Source organism: Spinactinospora alkalitolerans, from assembly GCF_013408795.1.
GTDB lineage: Bacteria > Actinomycetota > Actinomycetes > Streptosporangiales > Streptosporangiaceae > Spinactinospora > Spinactinospora alkalitolerans.
The window spans coordinates 6,665,579-6,684,050 of record NZ_JACCCC010000001.1 but is presented as its reverse complement, the minus strand read 5'-3'; the positions used below and the strand labels follow the sequence as shown (position 1 = coordinate 6,684,050).

Below are 18,472 nucleotides of genomic sequence, written 5' to 3'. Positions count from 1 at the left end.
CCAACGAGGCGTACCGTCCCCATTACCGCAGCTCACGAAGGGAACATCCCCCATGACCGCAGAACCGCAGCAGCCTGCACCTCCGCCGCCTCCCTCACCGCCCCGGCCGTCCACCCCGCGATGGGTGTGGTTCGTCCTCGCCGGCGCGATCGTCATCGCGTTCGGCCTCGGATTCGGCACTGGCTGGTACGGCTTCCAGGCTTACCTCACCAACAGCATGAACCAGGCCGCCGCCGAACTCGAGGAGGACCTGGGCGAGGACTTCGCTGAAGAAGACGCGCAGGAAGGCGCCGAAGAGGAGCCCGCGCTCGTCGAGGAGGAGCCGACCGAGGACCTGCCCGAGGCCATCGCCCAAGGCGAGACCGGATCAGACGGGATCTGAGACATCACCATCAACGGCACCGAACGCGTCACCACGATCAGCAGCGACTACGGCACCAACGCCGTCGCCCCCGACGGGCAGGACTACCTGCTGGTCGAGGTCACCTTCGCCAACGCCTCCCAGGCACCGCAGAGCGTCGATCCCGAGAGCGCGATGGTCGTCGACGACACCGGATCGATGTACGGGATGGATTACGAAGCGCTGATGACGGCCGACAGCGAGGACGCGCTGTACAGCGAAGTCAACCCCGGCGGGTCGGTCGACATGCGGGTGCCGTTCCTGGTGGGCGAGGACACCAGGATCACGCAGGCCCACATGACCGGCGTGTGGGACGGGGGCCAATTCGTGGTGGTCGACTTCGACGAGGCGGTCTGACCCGCCATGAGCCAGGACGCGAAACGGTTTTGGGCGAAGACGGAGAACCGGGTCGGCATGGGCTGCCTCGGCGCGATCGCGATCGTATTCATCGCGCTGGCCTGGATGCTGGAGCGCCCCAGCAGGATCCGCCGACCCCTGAGGAGGCATGGACCGAGCAGCAAGACGCCCAATACCGGCAGGACCTCAAGGACTGCATGAGTCGACCCGGCTGGGGATACACCGACTGCGTGAAGCTCCTGAGCGACTGACCGGGTACGGCGAGGCCGATCCGGACATGCTTGCATACGAAGGAGGCCCCTGCTCACCTGGAACACCAGGTGAGCAGGGGTCTCCTTTTCTGCTGAGCAATGCGGTGCTCAGGTGCGCGGCGCACTCCGGCCGGTGACCTTCCCCGAGCGCCACTCGCACCCGTCGACGAGCGCGGTGACGTAGACGCGCAGCCGCTCTCCGTCGAAGGTCACCTCGTCCAGCGACGCGTTGAACTCGGTGGTCGTCGACGAGCTCGCCGTACCCGTTGATCTGCGGTTCATCCCCACGTGCGTGGGGGTTGGGGAGTGTCGGGGTGCACGAAGATCTCGTGCGCCGGTTCATCCCCACGTGCGTGGGGGTTGGCTCAACCAGGTCCGGTTGATCCTACTTTCTAACGGTTCATCCCCACGTGCGTGGGGGTTGGGCCGCGTCCGACTACGCCCCTGTCATGGAGTACGGTTCATCCCCACGTGCGTGGGGGTTGGGTGGCAGCCCGCGCCAGCTCCTGGCTGATCCGCGGTTCATCCCCACGTGCGTGGGGGTTGGGAGATGCACACCAGCGGCAGCCGGCACGGGGGAGGTTCATCCCCACGTGCGTGGGGGTTGGGAGATCCGGCTGCACGAAGTCGGCCCGGTCGTCGGTTCATCCCCACGTGCGTGGGGGTTGGACGGAGTTGTCGGCGGACGTCACTGAGGCGACCGGTTCATCCCCACGTGCGTGGGGGTTGGCTCCTCCCGCTCGCGGTCCCGCGCCTTGCCGTCGGTTCATCCCCACGTGCGTGGGGGTTGGCCGATCTCGAACCACTCGCCAAACACGCGCAGCGGTTCATCCCCACGTGCGTGGGGGTTGGTCGGTGAGGACGGTGCGGATCTCAGCCAAGAGCGGTTCATCCCCACGTGCGTGGGGGTTGGCAGCTCGCCAACGCACGCGTAGGTGACCCCGGCGGTTCATCCCCACGTGCGTGGGGGTTGGATGCTCGCGCGATTCCGCACGGCGGATGACCGCGGTTCATCCCCACGTGCGTGGGGGTTGGCTGTCGTGCCGGGGTATCCGGCACACGTGCCGCGGTTCATCCCCACGTGCGTGGGGGTTGGGGACCGCGCGTTGGGCCGTCTCCTCCCCGCCGCGGTTCATCCCCACGTGCGTGGGGGTTGGGCGCCCCGGACCCCGCGTCACTCCCGCGGAGCCGGTTCATCCCCACGTGCGTGGGGGTTGGCTCCATTCGAGCCCCGGCACAGCCGGGGAGTACGGTTCATCCCCACGTGCGTGGGGGTTGGACGGTGCCGTAATGCATGCTACTCACCCGATCCGGTTCATCCCCACGTGCGTGGGGGTTGGGCCTTCAGCCTCTGCCGCGAGCTTCAGGTCAAGGGTTCATCCCCACGTGCGTGGGGGTTGGGAACCGGCCCCGGACCTCCCGGAGGGAACGCAAGGTTCATCCCCACGTGCGTGGGGGTTGGGCTCGTGGACGAACTGACCGCGGAAGCGGAGCAGGTTCATCCCCACGTGCGTGGGGGTTGGGCCGACCAGATGTTGTTGACCGCCTTGCCCGCCGGTTCATCCCCACGTGCGTGGGGGTTGGCTGTCCTGCGCTCTGCGGCACGATGAGCGGCACGGTTCATCCCCACGTGCGTGGGGGTTGGAGCATTTCGGAGCGTCTGCAAGCTCGGGAAAAAGGTTCATCCCCACGTGCGTGGGGGTTGGGTTGTCCAGGTCCGCCAGCGGGAGCAGCACCTCGGTTCATCCCCACGTGCGTGGGGGTTGGTGACCTACACGGGCACCGATGTCCGGGTCCGTCGGTTCATCCCCACGTGCGTGGGGGTTGGTGCGCGTAGTTCTTCGAAACAACACGCTTGATCGGTTCATCCCCACGTGCGTGGGGGTTGGCATCACGCACGCACTCGCATAGCTCATGCGGCCGGTTCATCCCCACGTGCGTGGGGGTTGGTCGTCGTCCCACGCCAACGGTGGCAACCAGCCCGGTTCATCCCCACGTGCGTGGGGGTTGGAGTTAATGGCCTGCGGTTTTGTGGCGCGTTATCTCTGCGTTACCAACCCTCGGGGGTCGGTGCCGTGTTCGGAGCTGATTCCTCCAATGCCGACATCTGGATCAGTCGCAAGCCGTCGAAGTCCATGACCACGCGTCGGCGTTCCCCCGCAGTGCGCATGCTGAAGCCCTGTTCGTTGTCATCAGGGTGCACGGACACGGCGGCTCCGTCGCCGACCGAGTCGCTCACCACGGACCACAGTTCGTCACGGACGCGAGCGCTCATCGTGCCCACGTAGACGCCGGCGACCGGCTCGACCATCCACCGGGACAGTGCGCCCCGAACATGGTCCGGCACGGCCGTCGTGGCGATGACCACCACGCTCGCCATCAGCGTGGCTCCCCGACCAAATGGTCCGCGTAGTTGACGCCTCCGGCGACCGCGCCCGCCAGCGGATCCCACAGGTCGACGACCCGCCACGAGCTCGGCCCCGACGGCACCTCGATGTCGTCGACGTCCGGATCCAGCAGAATCTGCACGTCCCGGACCATCTGCGGGATCATCCGGTAGAGCTTCAAGTCGCTGCGCAGCTTGAACCGTGCCTCCCTCTCCGGCGACGATGACGCGTGCAGGGAGAAGGCGAGCGGGACGGTCGTCCTCGCCTTGTAGAGGTCCGCGATGTCGAACAGGAACGAGTGCTGCTTGCCCGAGTGCACGAATCCCAGCGCGGGGGAGCAGCCGAGATGGGCGATCACCGAGTGCGCCACCCCGTACAGCGCCGCATTTCCCGCGGACAGGGCCTTGTTCACCGGGTTCTGCTCGTCCCAGGACTCCGGGTCGTAGTTGCGTTTGAACGGTTTCAGCCGATATTTGGTCGCCAGTTGTCGGTAGAGGCCCTTCATGCGCTGCCCTTCGAGGGCCCGCAGCCGTTCGATCGAAGTGCCCTCGGCGACCTCCTCGCCGAACCGCATCTCATACATCCGCGTTGCGATCTCCATGCGGCGCTCGTCGTCGGCGTAGGCGCGGGCCTGCCGATCGAGCCACTTCGTCGTGCGGCCGGGGGCCGGAACGCTCCCGTAGTGCAGCACTCCACCCGCTCCGGAGGTCACGACCGTGGTGCCGTGCCGCATGAACGTCGCCAGCGCGGGCGTGGTGATCGAGGTTCCCGGCCCGAGGAGCACGCAGGCCAGCGACGCGGTCGGGATCGGCGTACGGTGCACGCCCCCGGCGTCCGTCTCGATCTCCGCGCACACCCCGGTGTCGGTCTGCACCACCCGGCAGATGTCGACGAAGAGGAACGACAGCCCGTCGGAGACCCTCGGCAGCATCGCCAAGGTGGGGCGGGCGAGCGCCTTGCGAGCGTCTTCCACCGCTGCCATCTCAGTCCTCCACGAGCGCGAGGCTGAGAAGCCCGCACCCGTGCGATTTGCCGCGCCCGATGCCGTTGAGCACCGCGGAGCGCACCACGTCGGCGTCGGCGATGACCGCGCCGCCCTCGAACCGCACGGCCGGGTGCCGGACGCGCCGCTTCTTGCCCGCGGTGCCGTTGTCCCGGGCGTCGTCGAGCGCGTGGGCGGAAGCGCTGCGCAGGTCCAGGCCGCTGGCTGCGGCGCGGAGGCTCCACCACTCGTCGGCCTCCGCACCGCGCAACGGCATGGTGTACGCCTTCGGCCCAGTCTTCTCGTCCAGGCCCAGCCGCCGCGCGTTGTTCTCTGACTTGCCGAGCCGTTTGGTCGGGCTGGCCACGATCCGGTACCGCACGGGACGGCCCTTCTCCAACCGCTTCAGAAAAGGTTCCAGTTCGCGGGGCTCGCTTACGTCGTATCCGGGGCCGAGGCCGTCCAGGGCGAGCCGGGACCGGCTCTGCACCAGCAGGTGGATGCCCGATCGCGTCTCCTCCACCCGGAACAGCAGTCCGGCGCGTGCGCGCGGGTCCTCGACCGGTTCGGGGCCGAGATCGGAGGAGAGCCGGATCAGTTTGCGGTGCAGATCGCCGGCACTGCGGAAATCGGCGCGCACCTGGCGGTGGCGCAGGTCGGGAACGATCTTGGTCAACCACGTCATGCCGACTCCCCGGCGTGTTCCTCGGCTTTCCCGGCGTAGGCGAAGATGCGGTCCTGGTAGTCCTCGCCCCGGTCGGCCACCAGGGCGGCCGGAACCTCGGTGGGTACGGTGCCGATCTGGCGGGTGGCGTACTGGCGGCGCTTAGCGGCGAAGGAGCGCGGAACGTCGCTGAGCACGGCGACGCTCCGCGCGGGCCCGCCGCCGGCGCCTTGTTCGTGGATCACGTCCACGATGGTCTTCTCAGCCCCTTCCGGCACTTCCCGGTACGGCAGAGGAACCGCTGTGAGCAGCTCTTTCACCGGGTCCGCGACGCGGCGGCGCAGCACCAGCAGCGGGTCGGGGACGAAGGAGCGCCGTCCCAGATAGGGCTGCCAGTGCGGCGACGCCAAGGCGTCGGCGATCCCGTCCGCGCCGACCCCGGTCACGGCGACGGTGAACACGGCGTCGGCCAGGTAGGAGCGGCGGGTGACGATGGTCGTCTGGTTCTCGCCACGCCGCTTCCCTTCGGCGGTGGGAACGGTGCGTTCGCGCGGCAGGCCCCCGCCGACCGTGTGGAAGTCGCTCATGCGCAGCCCGGCGCTGTCCACGCGCACGGTGAGCTCCAGCGCCTCGTAGCGTTCGAGGGATTCGCCCCGGCGCACTCCCTGCGCCGAGGCGAACATCCCGACCAGGCCGGACCGGGTGGGGTAGGGCAGGGTGTCGCGCTCCCCGAAGGCGCTGTGCTCGCCCCAGCTCTGCATGGGGCCGGCCAGGCGCAGCAGGAATCCGCTCACGTCCCGCTCCGGTCGAATGCGGCCGCGACCATCGCTTCGATGAGGTCGGGGTAGGACTCGTGCCGGTCGCCGAACGCGGCGAAGTCGTCCTTCTCCTCCACCGCCGCGTATCCCCGTACCGCGCTGTCCGGCCACAGCCTGCGCAGGCGCCCGGCGTAGGAATCCAGTTCGCCGCGGGCCCTGGCCGCGTACCCGTCGCCCCCGTACAGCGCCGTCTCGAAGGCGGGAGCGAAGGACACCGGCCGGTCGGGGCGCACGGCGATGTGCGCGAGGTCGGGCAGCGTCATGGCGGCGGTGGCGTTCTGCTTGCCCGAGGGGACGGTGCTGAGGAAGGCGCGCAGAAACTCGTCGACGGCGGTCCGGGCCGCGTCCGCGTCGCCGCCGAAGTTCTCCAGCAGATGGGCGAGGTTGACGTTGGCGTAGCGGTAGAACGTTCCGGCGCTGAACTGCCCGGCGTTCATGTGGCCGCTGCCGCGGTCGTTGTCCTTGGGGACGTCGTCCACGGCGGTGAAGAAGTCCACCTCGACGGCCGTGGCGTGCACGGTGAAGGCGTGCGCGAACTGGACCGCGCCGTCCACCTCGGTGCTCGGCAGTTCGGCGAGCATCCGGCCGAAGAGGTTGACCGAGGCGTTGCGGCTGCTGAGCACCTCGGTGATGCGGTCGGGGGGAAGGACCGGCTTGGGGGTCTTCTTCGCCGCCTCCTTGGCGATGGCGTCCCGGTGCTCGGCGGCGATGTCGGCCAGCTCCTCGAACGCCGAGGCCGGCAGGTAGAACAGGACGGAGGTGGCGGGCGGCTCTCCTTCCTTCTCCTTCTCCAGCTTGATGCCGACCTTGCCCACCGACAGCACGACCTGGCGGGCGCCGGCTTCGGCGAGGCTCCCGTCCCAGCCCTTGGCCTCGAGGCGCTTGGCGATCTCGCCGATGATGCGGCGGGTGCGCACGGCCCTGTCGCCGAGCCGGGCCTCCACCTCGTGCCGGACGGCGCGCTTCCAGCTCTGGCTGGACACGCGGGTGCGCTCCTTGCCGCCGTAAACGACCGTCTTGGGTGAGCCGAGGTCGTCGCGGTTGATGTTGGAGTAGGGCAGCGTCTGGAGGACGTGGACGTCCAGGTATCCGGGGGATGTCATGCGGCTTCGCTTCCTTCGGTCGTGGCCGTGGTCGTGGCTTTGGCCTTGCGGCGATCGGTCTCCAGGGTGCGGTGGTAGCCCTGCACCCATTCCTTGGCGACCTGACCGGGGCTGTGCCCCCACCGGGCAAGATCGCGGATGAGGAGTCCCCAGTCGACGGGTTCGGAGTTGCCTCGCAGGTGCAGGACCAGGCGCGGCAGGTGACGGTGCACTCCGTCGATGGGCTGGCGGGCGAGCAGGTGCAGCCGCTGCTCGGTGGTGTCGGCGTTGAGGGTGCGCTTGATGACGGCCTTGGCCAGGGTGACGCCGAGGTTGGGGCGCTTCCCGGCTTTGCCGGTGGCCTTCGCCCCCTTCTCCGCCTCACCGTTGTCCTTGCTCTGCCCGTTGCCTCGCGCCTGGACGGGCTCGGCTTCGTTCTCGGCCGCGGATCCGTCGCCGGAGATCTGCGGCTCGGCCTCCTCCTCGCCGGATGCGGTGTCCTTGCCGCGGGCGTCCCTGGTCTGCGCCGCCATGATCGCGGCGACGGCGTAGAAGGCGCGCTCGGTGTTGGAGTGCTCGTCCGTGGTGTAGGGCGCGACGATCCCGTGTGCGGGGATCATGCGCGGGTCCTCGGGGGTCAACCCCACCCCGCGCCGCAGGGCGGCTCGGGCGGCCGGTTCGCCGGTGATGACCGTGCGCACCCGTTCGACGAGCGCGTCGGCCCGGTGGAGGATGCGTTCACTGCTCACGTGACTGCCTCCTGCTTCTTCTTCGCGGTGGTCGGGGTCCAGTGGTCGAACAGGCTCGTCCGGTACCGCTCCACGACCTCGGCCACTCTCGGACGGTCGCAGTAGGGCGAGGTCACCTCGTCGTAGGCGGCCAGCGCCAGGAGGTTGAAGGCGTTGCCGGGGCCGGGCGCGCCCTTGGCGTATCCGGTGGTGTCCCGGTCGTAGGCGATGTCCCAGAAGACGGGTTCGGCGCTGGACCAGTAGCGACTCACGCCCGGGCGGACCCACGGGCCGGCGCCGGTCTCGGTCGCCGAGCCGCCGCCGGGGCTGTTGCTCGCCTTCCAGGCGTCCTTGAACGCGCTCTCCAGGCGGCGGCCGAGCGCTTCGGCGGCCTTGCGGGCCAGGCCGATGCGGCGCACGGTCCGCGCGTTCTCGGTGGAGTCCTCGTCGCGCTCCTCCAGCCAGCGCAGCACCGCCGGGGTGGTGGCGGTGAACCACTGCCTGTCGCGGGTCTGGCCGTCCTGGTCGAAGCCGAAGGCACGCAGTCGCAGGGCGTCGCGCACCTCGGCGGGGACGCCCGTCCGCACCGTGCACATGTCCAGCAGTGCGGGCCGGTAGCGGCCGTCCTCGCCGTGGCGCAGCAGCGCGTCGAGGTCGCGCCACACGGCGCGGTCGGCGTCGGCGGGACGGGGGTAGATCCGGCCTTCCTTGCTGGTCTGGTGGATGAGGTAGGGGTCGAGCGGAGCCGTTCCGCGTTCCCGCCACGCCCAGGTGACCCAGGCGTCGACCACGCTGGAGCCGTCGGGGGAAGGCTGCAGCAGGACGGCGTGGCGGGACTGGTTGACGAGGGTCCCGGCCGGCCCGATGGGTTCTTCGGGCAGGCCGAGCGGGTCGTTGAGGTCGGGCCGCTCCCACGGGGCGAGATCGGGCTCGGCGTCGTCGCCCGGATAGGCGATGTTGAGGACCAGGCTCTCGAAGAGGGTCCGGCCCAGCGGGTGGTAGGACACGGTGCCGCGCAGCGGTCCCGCGGTCACGTTGGCCTCGTTGCGGCCGTTGACCACCCGGGCCGAGCAGCGGCCGGACGGCCCGTTGCCCAGCGTGGCCAGCAGGTGCCAGGCCGCCTCCGCCGGGGTGAGCGGCTGCGGATCGAGGTCGTGGTGGTGCCCGCCGAGCCACACCTGGTTCTGCCCGGCTGTCCGTCCCCAGGCCAGCTTGTTGACGCCCGACGGCTTCGGGCACTGCTCGCGCAGGCGGGGGTCCTGCTGCCAGGGGCGCTCGGGGTGGAAGAGGTCGAAGCGGTCGGGGTGCCGCGCGAAGTAGTCGTCGACGGCCTCGGGGGTGAGTCCGCCGTCTTTCAGGATCTGGAGGCGCCGTTGCTGCCACTTTTTCGGGCTGTCGGCTTCGTCGAGTCCGGTGACCCTGGCGGCGATCAGCGCGAGCACCCGCCACAGCACCGCCGATGCCGGGGGCAGGGGGATCTCGACGTCGGCGAGTTCGTGGGCCCGGACGAGGGCATCGCGCAGACCGAGCGTTTCGGGCGCGACCTGGGGATCGGTGCTCCGGGCGATGAGCCACGGGGCGGTGGCGAGGTCGAAGGAAGGCGGTGGGATGGCTCCTCCAAGGGATCAAGCGGGTGCCGCCCCCCGGTCCGGCCGCACCGGTCGGCAGGACGGGACGCACCGCGCGGAGGGAGGCGATGACCTGCGATGGCATGAGCTTGGCATCGGCGAGGGTGATTTGGGCGATAGTTCTGGGAAATCGCCTCGCCCGATCACGGTGAGTGAAAACTTGGAGTCACGCTCACGCTTTCAGGCAGCAGATAAAGTGGTGCTGACGTGGTGGTCATCCCGGTCACCCCTTAGAGCAGGCCGTCTAAGGTTGGTAGCGTAAGGTCAACACCCTCACGCAAGTGGGGATGAACCGTGGCAAGGTCGACATCGACACGCCAATGGATAAATCACCCCACGCATGTGGGGAAACAGGCGGGGGCCTCTTAGCCCCCGCCTGATTCATCTACGGAAGCACACCGTAAATCGGGACTACGTAGATGACCACGATCAGGCAGAAGATGACTCCCCTGCTCCACAAGGCCACAGCCTTGACATCATTACTATCCAATTGAATCTGCACGCCGACCTCTCTACCTTCAGCTCCGTTGTCGCTTCGCTGAGGATCATGCCACAGATGTAGTCGCTTTGCGAAGTGGCATGGTCGGAGTCGTAAGTGGCAAGGTCACCTTCGACTCGCTAGCAGCGCATCGGTCACTTCAGCGAAGACAGGAAAGGGCTCGACGGTTACGTCGGGCCCTTGAACTGGCTGCAGAATACGGAGCGGAGTAGACTTCCCCTGGAACGAGTACGGGCCCCGGCGTCATCGCCGGGGCCCTCTTCATGTCTGACTTACAGCAGACCGCGCCGTGCAGCTTCCACCAGTGCGCACCACTCGGCGGAGGGGAACGCCAGCGCGCCGAGGTCACGGTTCTTCGTGTCGCGTACGCCGGTTACACCGGGAGTGTCGGCGACCTCCACACAGTTCTGCTGCTGTGTATAAGAGGAAGTGCGCCATGCGGCATCGGGGAGCGAGTACATGGACTGGCCGTCTCTCTAGGTGATCATCCTTCGGAGATGAGGGACCGTCTTCTCCTCATCGAGCGCCGATGTGCGGATGTGGTCCCACAGCAGCCGATATTGGGCGATTTCGGCTTCGCGTTCCAGATACAGGCCGTCCGTGTAGGTCTCCAAATAGACCACGGGCGATGCAGGTTCGGCGAAATCCATGATCACAAAGGGCCCGGTTGCGCCGGCGTGCACTCCGGCACTGGTCGGCAGAACTTGAACCGTCACATTGGTGGATGTGTCGGCGAGAGTGATCAGGTGCTGCACCTGTTCACGCATCAACGCAGGGTCACCGGCGAGGCGTAGTAGTGCATGCTCTTCTATAACGACCCGTACGGCCGGTGGATCTGGACGAGTCAGGATTTCCTGACGACGCAGCCTTGCGTCGATGGCACGTTGGACGTCCTTCGGATCGCGATCGAGCCTGGCCCGCTGGAGCGCCCGGATGTATCCCGGCGTCTGCAGTAGACCGGGCACGGCAAATGCTTCGTAGTGGCCGATCGCCGTGGCCTCGGCCTCCAACTCCACGTAGGAGCCGGTGAGGATGTCGTCGTAGCGGGTCCACCATCCGCGCTGCTGCCCCTGGCGGACGAGCCCGAGGACAGCGCCGTAACGCGGATCGCTTTCAGCGACCTCGTATTCCTTCAGTAGTGCTTTGACCTCGACAACGGATGGGCGTTTGCGCTGACCGGTCTCGATGTGGCCGACCTTCGCGCGCGACCACTCCACACGTTTGGCGACTTCGTCGAGAGACAGACCCGCTGCCTGCCGCATCTGTTTGAGGATCGCCGAAAGCTGGCGCCGTCGCACAGTGGGACTTGCCGCCATGCGCATCGGCCTCCTCTTGTCCAGCTTTCTGGTGGTGCTGATGGTAACTCCCAAAGCGAGAAAACGGACATATAGACATCTATGGAAGTCAATCTATTCCATAGACTTGAAATCGTAGACTTCTACGACCCAATATGGAGGGGTACTCGTTCCACTGCCGCCCCGTTCCAGGCGGCCGATCTCCCCGAGAGGGGTCCCCATGTCCCGTGTGCTGTTCCTGCTCCTGCTGCCGGTGGCGCTGCTACTGGCCGTGGCCTCGCCCCGCCCACCCGGTGCCCACCGCGCCGCCATCGCCGTTCCGACTTCACCGGCGGTCGCGCCGTGCCCCGCCGCTCCCATGAAGCCGCCCTGCCGCCAGGCCCGCTCGCTGCCGCGCCGCATCCCGGACTACTGCGCGTTCGCGGCGATGGCTCTGCGGAACGAGGCGCGTTGGGAGATCACCTACGAACACGACAGCCCCGCCCCCTGCACCGCCCGGCACCGCGCCAACGGCGATGTCATCGCCACCGCCGACCCCGAGCTGCTGGACGAACTGCTCCGCGCCTACGATCCGGCTCCCGCCGCCCGGCGCTACCTGGACGCGGTGAACGCGTGATGGCCGCGCCATCTCCTCCCCGCAGTGCGCCCGCTACGGCGCTGTCATGCGCGGCGGCCTCGGCCGCACTCGCCCGGGTACGACGGGACTTCCCCGCCTGGGCCGTCTTCTACGCCCCCGACGCGCCCGCCTGGCGCCGCTGGACAGCGGTGCGTCGCCTGCCGCTGCTGCGCGCCGAACGCCTGATGCGCCACCGGTCGCGCATCGTCGGCTCCACCCTGGACGGGTTCCTGTCCGCCCTGGGCGCCGAACAGCGCACCCAGGACCGCCACGCACACGTCCTCAGAGGGACGTGGTAGCGGACGAGGAGCCCGCCGCACGAACTGGCACGGCCTGCCGTTCCCAAGCGGAGAACCCCGAAGCGACAGGCCAAACGTATGACGATGCGGCCGATCCGGCAGCGGATCGGCCGCGCCCCGAATCGGGCGGCGCCCCATACCGCCAGGTCACCGGATCACCGGGCTACCGACCCGCCGACCCCGCAGCGTTCGCGGGCGCACCGCTTCAGTGGATCAGGCCCTTGCGCGGATCGAGCAGCCATTCGCGCCCGCCGAGCTCGGCGGGGACGATGGTTCCGTCCTCCAGCACCCCATGAGGAAGCAGCACCAGTTCGCGCAGGTGCGCGGACTTCTCCCAAGGATCGGGCGGGCGGTTCGCCTCGGGAAGCCGCTGCCCGTACCACTGCTCCGCGCGGACCGGGATCGTGCGCGACACCAGCTCGCGAAGCTGCTCCATGGTGAAAGAGCCCTTCTCCCCGGCGCCGGTCTCGGGCAGCGGAAGCGAGCACTCCGGGTCCAGCCACCACTTCCCGTGCGCGTCCACGTAGCAGCACAGCACCCGGACCGAGTCGGCTCCGAACCGCGTGGCCAGCATGTGCTCGTCGACGTCGAAGCCGAGCTTGCTGAGTCCGAGCAGATTCCCTTCGACGGCGGTCGGTGAGGGGATGACCGCGTCGCGGGCGAAACCGCGCAGCGCCATCTCCTCCCCCATGCGTTTCAGGTCGGCTTCGAGGTCTTCGGCGAGGGATTCGTCGTCGTACACGCCGTCCACGAGCGACTGCACGTCCTCCGGGATTCGGATCACCTCCCCACTCCGCCGGCGCAGCAGCGCGTGCGTGCGCTGCAGCAGCGACAGCGGATAGACCATCTGCCAGGAACGGGGGAAGCGCTGCGGGGCGTCGCCGTCCGCGCCTTCGGGCCGCTCCGGAACGAGGACGACGAGTCCGGGTCCGGCCGCCCATGCGGGGCGCTCGATGATCCCCAGATGTTCGTGCCGCCAGCACCGGCCCGCGCGCTGCAGCAGCAGGGACACCGGTGCGATGTCGGTGATCATCAGATCGACGTCCAGATCGAGGGACTGCTCGATGACCTGCGTGGCCACCAGGACGGCGGCGCGCGGCTGCCGCCGCTGACCGGGACGGGATCCTTCCCTCGCGCCGTCCTTGCCGAACCTGCGGATGATCGTCTCGGTGATCTCGGTGCGCTGCCGGTTGGGGAAACGCGAATGCAGCAGGTGGAGTTCCGGGGCGTCCTCGCCGTGCTCCGCGAACCAGTCGGCGAGCAGGCCGTACGTGGCCTGTGCCTCGGCGACCGTCGTGCAGATGACCGCCGCGCAACCGCCCTGTTCCACCAGCGGAGCGAGCTTGGAACGCAGCACCGCGGAGCGGTCCGGCCTGCCCTCCCTGCTCCCCACCTCGGCGAGTTCCACGGTCAGCGGCGCGCGTCCGGTCGTGGCGATGGGTGCGGGGTCGAGGTCCAGGTTGCGGGTCACGGCGCACGTGCGCGCGTCGGCGTGCAGCCACCCCGGGTAGGAGACATCGGTGACCGGCTGCGGCTCCGAACGCTTCCACCTGCGCCCCCGCGCACCCTCCAGGTACGCCTTCACCAGCGAGTTCGCGATGCTGTGGTGCAGGGTCGCCGACAGCAGCACCACCGGGACCTCAAGTGCGCCCAGCCAGCGCAGCAACTGTTCGAGGAGCACCTGCATATAGGGGTCGACCGCGTGCGTCTCGTCGACGACCACCACTTTTCCGGTGAGCCCGAACATGCGGACCATGTTGTGCTTCGCGGGCAGCACGGCCATGAGCGCCTGGTCGATGGTGCCGACCGACCATGACGCCAGGAGGCCGCGCTTGGGGCCCAGCAGCCAATCGGTCGCGGCGAACGGGGTGACACGGTGCTCGGAGGTGCTGCCGGAGAGCACGGTGGAGGTGGCCGGCAGGTCGGCAGGGACGTAATCGGGGTTCAGCCACGCCATGGAGTGCAGGAGCGCCAGCGTGGCGGGGCGGTCGGGGTCGACGTAGTCCGCGCGGTGCTCGGCGTAGGACCTGAAACGGGTGTGCATCTGGTCTGCGGTGGCCATTGTGGGAAGCGCGATGAAGCGGCCCTGACGCCCCGTCGCCTCGCCGAGCAGGTCGGCGACGTGGTAGGCTGCCTCGGTTTTGCCCTCCCCCATAGGGGCCGTGATCAGCACCAGTCCGGGACCCGCGCAAAGGGACGGCAGGTGGGCCGCGAGCGAGGTCTGGAGGCCGTTCGGCTTGGTGATATGCGGGAACGAGTCGGTGAACGTCGCCGGGGGCACGGTGATGTGGCCCAGACCCGCACCGTCCAGGAGGGAGGGGATCTGCCGCAGGGACTCCTCGAAGTGGGCGCGCAGTGCCTTGCCGGTCCCGTCGGCGGGCGGACTCTGCAACCGCCGCAGGATGAAGCGCTCCTGGCTGACCAGCCAGTCGGCGAGGACGACCAGTCCGCAGACGACGGCGGCCATCGGCCCGTCCAGCTCTTCGGGTTGGGCGGGCCGGTCCAGCACGTCGAACACGGTGTGCAGGAGGGCACGCCGCTGCTCCTCCCACGGGCCCGAAGCGAAACCGAACTCGGTGAGAGGATCGCCGGTACGGCTCTCGGGCTGGTCTCCGAAGCGGCCGTGGTGTCCGCCGAGCAATTGGGACACCAGCGGTGTCACCGATGAGGAGGGATCGGCGGAGTAGCCCACGCACGGGAGGGCCAGTGGCAGCCACTCCCCGGTGGCGGTGCCGTGTGAGCGCCGGGAGCCGGTGTCCTCCTCGCCGGGGTAAGCGGAGAGGTCCACGTCGATCTGCCGTTGGAACTCTCCGGTCAGCTTGCCGACGTCGTGCATCCCCGCCCAGAAGGCGACGTTCCGTCCCGCCTGCTCCGTGTCCGTCCGCATCGCCGCGGCGATCGTCTCGCGGACTCCGGGCGAGAGGTACTCCCGCCACAGCACCAGCGCTGCGGCGGCGCTGTCCAGGGAGTGGCAGGCCAAGGGATAACGGGCACCCTCCAGCCCGCGTTCTTTGGCCCACAGACTCAAGTCAACGGGAGTCCCGTATTCGTCACCGGAAAGATTCGGCTCGGCCACATCCCCACCTCCACCAGTCCATACGTCGGTCGTGCGCCGAACGTAATCGGATCCTGAGACGGAGAGCCGTGATTTTCCGGATAATGGCCTTATGAGGCCAGGACCGGGGAACCGCTCGAACCAAGAAGGTAACGCGAAGATAACGCCCCACAAAACCGCAGGTCATTAACTCCAAGCCCCACGCACGTGGGGATGAACCTTCGTACGGGTGCCAAAAAAGCGTGCCATTTTCCCAAGCCCCACGCACGTGGGGATGGCCGCCGGGTCTTCGGCGGGCTCTCGCCGGGCTCCGGGGGCCGCTGCCCACCGGGCCCCGGAAGTCGCTCGCCGCCGGGCTTCGGCGCCTGCTCTCTCGCTCATCCTGCTTCCGACGCGCCGGCTGCGAGGAGGGGGCGCATCCGGACGGGGCTTCGATGCGCGGAGAAGGCCGGACCCCATGGGGTGCGGGTGCGGCCGGTGGGCGGTGCCCGTCAGCACCGCCGGGCGGCGATCCTCTCCATGTGCTGCTCGCCCCATTCGCCGAGGGGGGCCAGGGCGTCGTTGAGCGAGACGCCGAACTCGGTCAGCGAATACTCGACCCTGGGCGGGACCTCGCGGTAGACCTCGCGATGGACGAGGCCGTCGGCCTCCATCTCGCGCAACTGCTGGATCAGCATCTTCTCGCTGACGCCCGACACCAGCCGCTTCAACTCCCCGAAGCGGCGGTACCGGGCGTGCAGCGCCCACAGGATCAGTGGTTTCCACTTGCCGCCCACGACGTCCACCGCGGCGTCCAGGCCGCAGGTGTAGGGCTTCTCGCCCATGCCGCCCCCCTTACTTACAAAAAGGTAAGTACCTGACTTAATAGTAGGTACTTGTCCTGGATGCGGACAAGGGCGAGCATCGAAAAGAGCGCGCCGCGACCGGGATTCCCGAGGGAGCTCGCGGCGGTGGCGCCCATGAGCAGGGGCAGGACGAATCGGACTGGAGCACGGAATGCACGGACGCAACCCCGGCCGCGTCGGCGGGTCGGCGGGCATCGGAACAGAAGAGAACGCGGCGGCGGGCGGGGACCGCTCCGCGGTGACGGTCATCGGCCTGGGCGCGATGGGGGCGGCGCTGGCGAACGCGTTCCTGGACAGCGGCCGTCCGACGACCGTGTGGAACCGCTCGCCGGAGAAGGCCGACGGCCTCGTCGCCGAGGGGGCGGTCCGGGCGGCCACGGCCACCGAGGCGGTCTCGGCGAGTCCGCTGGTCGTCGTGTGCGTGCTGGACTACCGGGCGGTACACGACGTCCTCGGTCCCGCGGGCGCGGCCCTGTCGGGCCGGGTCCTGGTCAACCTCACCAACGGGACTCCGGAGCAGGCCCGCCGGACGGCCGCCTGGGCGGCCGAGCGCGGCGCCGACTACCTCGACGGCGGGATCATGGCCGTCCCCCCGATGATCGGGAGCCCCGAATCCGTCCTGCTGTACAGCGGATCGGCGGACGCCTTCGAGGCCCACCGGCGGACGCTGGAGATCCTGGGCACCGGCAGGCACCTCGGCGCCGACGCCGGGCTGGCGCCGCTCCACGACCTGGCCATGCTCACCGGCGCGTACGGGATGTTCGCCGGCTTCCTGCAGGCCGTCGCCATGGTCGGCACGGAGCGGGCCGAGGTCGCGGAGTTCACGTCGTCACTGCTCGTCCCGTGGCTCAATGCCATGACAACGGAACTGCCCCGGCTCGCGGAGCGGGTGGACACGGGCGACCACGCCACCGATGTCGGCTCCAACCTCGCGATGCAGGCCGCGGCCTTCCCCAACCTCGTCGATGCCGCCGGGGCCCAAGGCGTCGACGCCGGCCTGCTCGCCCCCGTCCGGGCCCTCCTCGATCGCGGCGTCGCCGAGGGCCACGGCGCCGAGGAGCTCTCCAGCCTGGTCGAACTGCTCAGGAAACCGGCACCGGCGTAGTCACCGCCTCGGGCGCCGGGCGGCCATCCCCTGGTGTTCTTCCGGGTGGTGCTGCCGGCCTGCGTCCTGCGGGGCCTGGAGGCGGGCGCGGCGGCGGTCTCCCACGATCGCGTCACCCGGCCGCGTCGCGGAGGCTGCGGCCTGCGGCGGCCCGCCCCGCCCCGATGCGGTCGGTCCGCCGCAGCCCGTACAGCAGCCCCAGGGCCGCCCACGTGAGGTGGACCAGGTTGGCGGGGCGGTTCACCGCCATGCCCATCATCATGTGGACTCCGGGGCGGCCCCGGAACATCCACGCGTAGGCGGCGGTGAGCGCCCCGAACAGTCCGGCGGTCAACCGCATGTAGCGCGTCGGCGGCCGGGCGAACCGGGTGAGGCCGAGCAGGCCGAAGCCCAGGTGCAGCGACGCGTGCGCCCAGTTCATCCCGAACACGCCGAACAGCTTCCCGGTCCGGATGTTGACCACCCCGTCGCGGTTCCCGGTGACCGCCGGACCGGTGAAGCCGGTGATTCCGATGAGCACGTTGAGCAGCGCGAAGCGCCGCGCCGTCTGCTCGCTCCCGGGCAGGTGCATGGCGGCCCCTCTACCTCGCGCCGATGCGGCCAAACCACCGCGCGCCACCGCCGCGCCGCTCGCGTCGCGCCGGTTGGACGGCCGTCCGCGGGGCACTCTCCGTTCTGAGCAGGCGGGTCGGAGCGGGAGAGACGACAGGAGGAGGCCGGGATGCCGATACCGGAGGAGTCCCCACCCCACCGGACCCCCGAGGAGGGCGCGCGGCACGGCCGACTGGCCGCCCGCCCGTCCGTCCCCGCTGCATCCCCGCGGAAGCCGGGCACGCACCTCGTGGACGGGCGGGCGCTGCTGCGCGTCCCCGCGGCCGCGGGCCCGCACCGGCTGGTCGTGGCGCTGCACGGGGCGGGAGGGGCGGCGGAGCAGGCGCTGGAGTGGCTGGCCCCGCACGCCGAGGACGCCGGGCTGCTGCTCGCGCCGCAGGCCACCGCGTCGACGTGGGACGTGATCGTGGACGGGTACGGCCCGGATGTGAGCCGGATCGACGCGGCGCTGCGTGAGGTCTTCGAGCGGTTCGCGATCGTCCCGGCCGGGGTGGCGGTGGCCGGCTTCTCCGACGGCGCCTCGTATGCGCTCTCGCTGGGGGCGGCCAACGGGGACCTCTTCGATGCGGTACTCGCCTTCTCCCCCGGGTTCATGGCCCCGCTCGTCCGCCACGGCCGCCCGCGGGTCTTCGTCTCGCACGGCACGGCCGATCGGGTGCTGTCCGTCGACGCGTGCAGCCGTCGGCTCGTCCCCGAGCTGGAGCGCATCGGCCATTCGGTCACCTACCGGGAGTTCACCGGCGACCACGAGGTGCCGCCGGAGGTGGTCACCGAGGCGATCCGGTGGTGGTCGGCCGGCGGGGCGCCGACCGTGTCGGAATGAGAGCGGGGCGGCCTGTCCGGCGGCGC

18 protein-coding genes and 1 CRISPR repeat array are annotated in these 18,472 nt (G+C 69.4%); of the genes, 6 read left to right on the top strand and 12 right to left on the bottom strand.

The features are described from left to right. Window positions 1-52: 52 nt before the first annotated feature. Together HDA32_RS30110 and HDA32_RS30105 are read left to right on the top strand one after the other, a co-directional pair. On the top strand, window positions 53-382 hold the full coding sequence (locus tag HDA32_RS30110; protein WP_179646359.1) for a hypothetical protein: 330 nt from the start codon (window positions 53-55) through the stop codon (window positions 380-382). Between the two features lie 3 nt (window positions 383-385). After that, entirely contained in the window at window positions 386-757 is a 372-nt protein-coding gene (locus HDA32_RS30105; RefSeq protein ID WP_179647050.1) for a DUF4352 domain-containing protein, read from the top strand. A 525-nt stretch (window positions 758-1,282) separates the two neighbouring features. Next, a CRISPR array of direct repeats spans window positions 1,283-3,019; the repeat unit is 29 nt; unit sequence CGGTTCATCCCCACGTGCGTGGGGGTTGG. A gap of 39 nt (window positions 3,020-3,058) precedes the next feature. Here the strand turns inward: HDA32_RS30105 and cas2e are convergent. From cas2e to HDA32_RS30060, 9 genes are all read right to left on the bottom strand, one after another. After that, the gene (gene cas2e / locus HDA32_RS30100) at window positions 3,059-3,388 is read right to left on the bottom strand and encodes a type I-E CRISPR-associated endoribonuclease Cas2e (protein WP_179646358.1); all 330 of its coding nucleotides are present in this window, start codon (window positions 3,386-3,388) and stop codon (window positions 3,059-3,061) included. Further along, entirely contained in the window at window positions 3,388-4,377 is a 990-nt protein-coding gene (cas1e, locus tag HDA32_RS30095) for a type I-E CRISPR-associated endonuclease Cas1e (protein ID WP_179646357.1), read from the bottom strand. The genes cas2e and cas1e overlap by 1 nt, the downstream gene beginning before the upstream one ends. A gap of 1 nt (window position 4,378) precedes the next feature. Further along, window positions 4,379-5,062, bottom strand: coding sequence for a type I-E CRISPR-associated protein Cas6/Cse3/CasE (gene cas6e / locus HDA32_RS30090; protein ID WP_179646356.1), 684 nt, complete (start codon window positions 5,060-5,062; stop codon window positions 4,379-4,381). Further along, window positions 5,059-5,835: a type I-E CRISPR-associated protein Cas5/CasD gene (gene cas5e / locus HDA32_RS30085; protein WP_179646355.1), complete on the bottom strand. Its 777-nt coding sequence runs from the start codon at window positions 5,833-5,835 to the stop codon at window positions 5,059-5,061. The genes cas6e and cas5e overlap by 4 nt, the downstream gene beginning before the upstream one ends. After that, window positions 5,832-6,962, bottom strand: coding sequence for a type I-E CRISPR-associated protein Cas7/Cse4/CasC (cas7e, locus tag HDA32_RS30080; RefSeq protein ID WP_179646354.1), 1,131 nt, complete (start codon window positions 6,960-6,962; stop codon window positions 5,832-5,834). The genes cas5e and cas7e overlap by 4 nt, the downstream gene beginning before the upstream one ends. Further along, window positions 6,959-7,690 carry a type I-E CRISPR-associated protein Cse2/CasB gene (gene casB / locus HDA32_RS30075; RefSeq protein ID WP_179646353.1) on the bottom strand — a complete coding sequence of 244 codons (732 nt, stop codon included), beginning with the start codon at window positions 7,688-7,690 and terminating at the stop codon, window positions 6,959-6,961. Before casB ends, cas7e begins: the two co-directional genes overlap by 4 nt. Next, window positions 7,687-9,279: a type I-E CRISPR-associated protein Cse1/CasA gene (casA, locus tag HDA32_RS30070; protein WP_179647049.1), complete on the bottom strand. Its 1,593-nt coding sequence runs from the start codon at window positions 9,277-9,279 to the stop codon at window positions 7,687-7,689. The genes casB and casA overlap by 4 nt, the downstream gene beginning before the upstream one ends. A gap of 789 nt (window positions 9,280-10,068) precedes the next feature. Next, window positions 10,069-10,257, bottom strand: a complete 189-nt coding sequence (locus HDA32_RS30065; RefSeq protein ID WP_179646352.1) for a DUF397 domain-containing protein — start codon at window positions 10,255-10,257, stop codon at window positions 10,069-10,071. A 15-nt stretch (window positions 10,258-10,272) separates the two neighbouring features. Further along, entirely contained in the window at window positions 10,273-11,118 is an 846-nt protein-coding gene (locus HDA32_RS30060) for a helix-turn-helix domain-containing protein (RefSeq protein WP_312863389.1), read from the bottom strand. 193 nt (window positions 11,119-11,311) lie between these two features. On the opposite strand from HDA32_RS30060, the gene HDA32_RS30055 reads away from it, so the two are divergent. Then, entirely contained in the window at window positions 11,312-11,707 is a 396-nt protein-coding gene (locus tag HDA32_RS30055) for a hypothetical protein (RefSeq protein ID WP_179646351.1), read from the top strand. Then, window positions 11,707-12,006 carry a hypothetical protein gene (locus HDA32_RS30050; RefSeq protein WP_179646350.1) on the top strand — a complete coding sequence of 100 codons (300 nt, stop codon included), beginning with the start codon at window positions 11,707-11,709 and terminating at the stop codon, window positions 12,004-12,006. The genes HDA32_RS30055 and HDA32_RS30050 overlap by 1 nt, the downstream gene beginning before the upstream one ends. Before the next feature lie 205 nt (window positions 12,007-12,211). Here HDA32_RS30050 and cas3 read toward each other — a convergent pair whose 3' ends face one another. Then, window positions 12,212-15,082, bottom strand: coding sequence for a CRISPR-associated helicase Cas3' (gene cas3, locus HDA32_RS30045; RefSeq protein WP_179646349.1), 2,871 nt, complete (start codon window positions 15,080-15,082; stop codon window positions 12,212-12,214). 470 nt (window positions 15,083-15,552) lie between these two features. Then, window positions 15,553-15,885, bottom strand: a complete 333-nt coding sequence (locus HDA32_RS30040) for a winged helix-turn-helix transcriptional regulator (protein WP_179646348.1) — start codon at window positions 15,883-15,885, stop codon at window positions 15,553-15,555. A 172-nt stretch (window positions 15,886-16,057) separates the two neighbouring features. On the opposite strand from HDA32_RS30040, the gene HDA32_RS30035 reads away from it, so the two are divergent. Next, window positions 16,058-17,011, top strand: coding sequence for an NAD(P)-dependent oxidoreductase (locus tag HDA32_RS30035; protein WP_179646347.1), 954 nt, complete (start codon window positions 16,058-16,060; stop codon window positions 17,009-17,011). A gap of 112 nt (window positions 17,012-17,123) precedes the next feature. Here the strand turns inward: HDA32_RS30035 and HDA32_RS30030 are convergent, their stop codons facing one another. Next, entirely contained in the window at window positions 17,124-17,582 is a 459-nt protein-coding gene (locus HDA32_RS30030; protein ID WP_179646346.1) for a DUF4383 domain-containing protein, read from the bottom strand. A gap of 150 nt (window positions 17,583-17,732) precedes the next feature. Between HDA32_RS30030 and HDA32_RS30025 the strand changes: the two genes are divergently transcribed. Continuing rightward, the gene (locus HDA32_RS30025; RefSeq protein WP_179646345.1) at window positions 17,733-18,446 is read left to right on the top strand and encodes an alpha/beta hydrolase; all 714 of its coding nucleotides are present in this window, start codon (window positions 17,733-17,735) and stop codon (window positions 18,444-18,446) included. Window positions 18,447-18,472: the final 26 nt, after the last annotated feature.

What these genes read in the sequence shown, in the direction of transcription:
- HDA32_RS30055 (WP_179646351.1), top strand. Translation starts at nt 11,312, where the DNA reads ATGTCCCGTGTGCTGTTCCTGCTCCTGCTGCCGGTGGCGCTGCTACTG.
- HDA32_RS30060 (WP_312863389.1), bottom strand. Translation starts at nt 11,118, where the DNA reads ATGCGCATGGCGGCAAGTCCCACTGTGCGACGGCGCCAGCTTTCGGCG.
- HDA32_RS30025 (WP_179646345.1), top strand. Translation starts at nt 17,733, where the DNA reads ATGCCGATACCGGAGGAGTCCCCACCCCACCGGACCCCCGAGGAGGGC.
- cas6e (WP_179646356.1), bottom strand. Translation starts at nt 5,062, where the DNA reads ATGACGTGGTTGACCAAGATCGTTCCCGACCTGCGCCACCGCCAGGTG.
- cas7e (WP_179646354.1), bottom strand. Translation starts at nt 6,962, where the DNA reads ATGACATCCCCCGGATACCTGGACGTCCACGTCCTCCAGACGCTGCCC.
- HDA32_RS30065 (WP_179646352.1), bottom strand. Translation starts at nt 10,257, where the DNA reads ATGTACTCGCTCCCCGATGCCGCATGGCGCACTTCCTCTTATACACAG.
- HDA32_RS30040 (WP_179646348.1), bottom strand. Translation starts at nt 15,885, where the DNA reads ATGGGCGAGAAGCCCTACACCTGCGGCCTGGACGCCGCGGTGGACGTC.
- HDA32_RS30035 (WP_179646347.1), top strand. Translation starts at nt 16,058, where the DNA reads ATGCACGGACGCAACCCCGGCCGCGTCGGCGGGTCGGCGGGCATCGGA.
- cas2e (WP_179646358.1), bottom strand. Translation starts at nt 3,388, where the DNA reads ATGGCGAGCGTGGTGGTCATCGCCACGACGGCCGTGCCGGACCATGTT.
- HDA32_RS30030 (WP_179646346.1), bottom strand. Translation starts at nt 17,582, where the DNA reads ATGCACCTGCCCGGGAGCGAGCAGACGGCGCGGCGCTTCGCGCTGCTC.
- HDA32_RS30110 (WP_179646359.1), top strand. Translation starts at nt 53, where the DNA reads ATGACCGCAGAACCGCAGCAGCCTGCACCTCCGCCGCCTCCCTCACCG.
- HDA32_RS30050 (WP_179646350.1), top strand. Translation starts at nt 11,707, where the DNA reads ATGGCCGCGCCATCTCCTCCCCGCAGTGCGCCCGCTACGGCGCTGTCA.
- cas1e (WP_179646357.1), bottom strand. Translation starts at nt 4,377, where the DNA reads ATGGCAGCGGTGGAAGACGCTCGCAAGGCGCTCGCCCGCCCCACCTTG.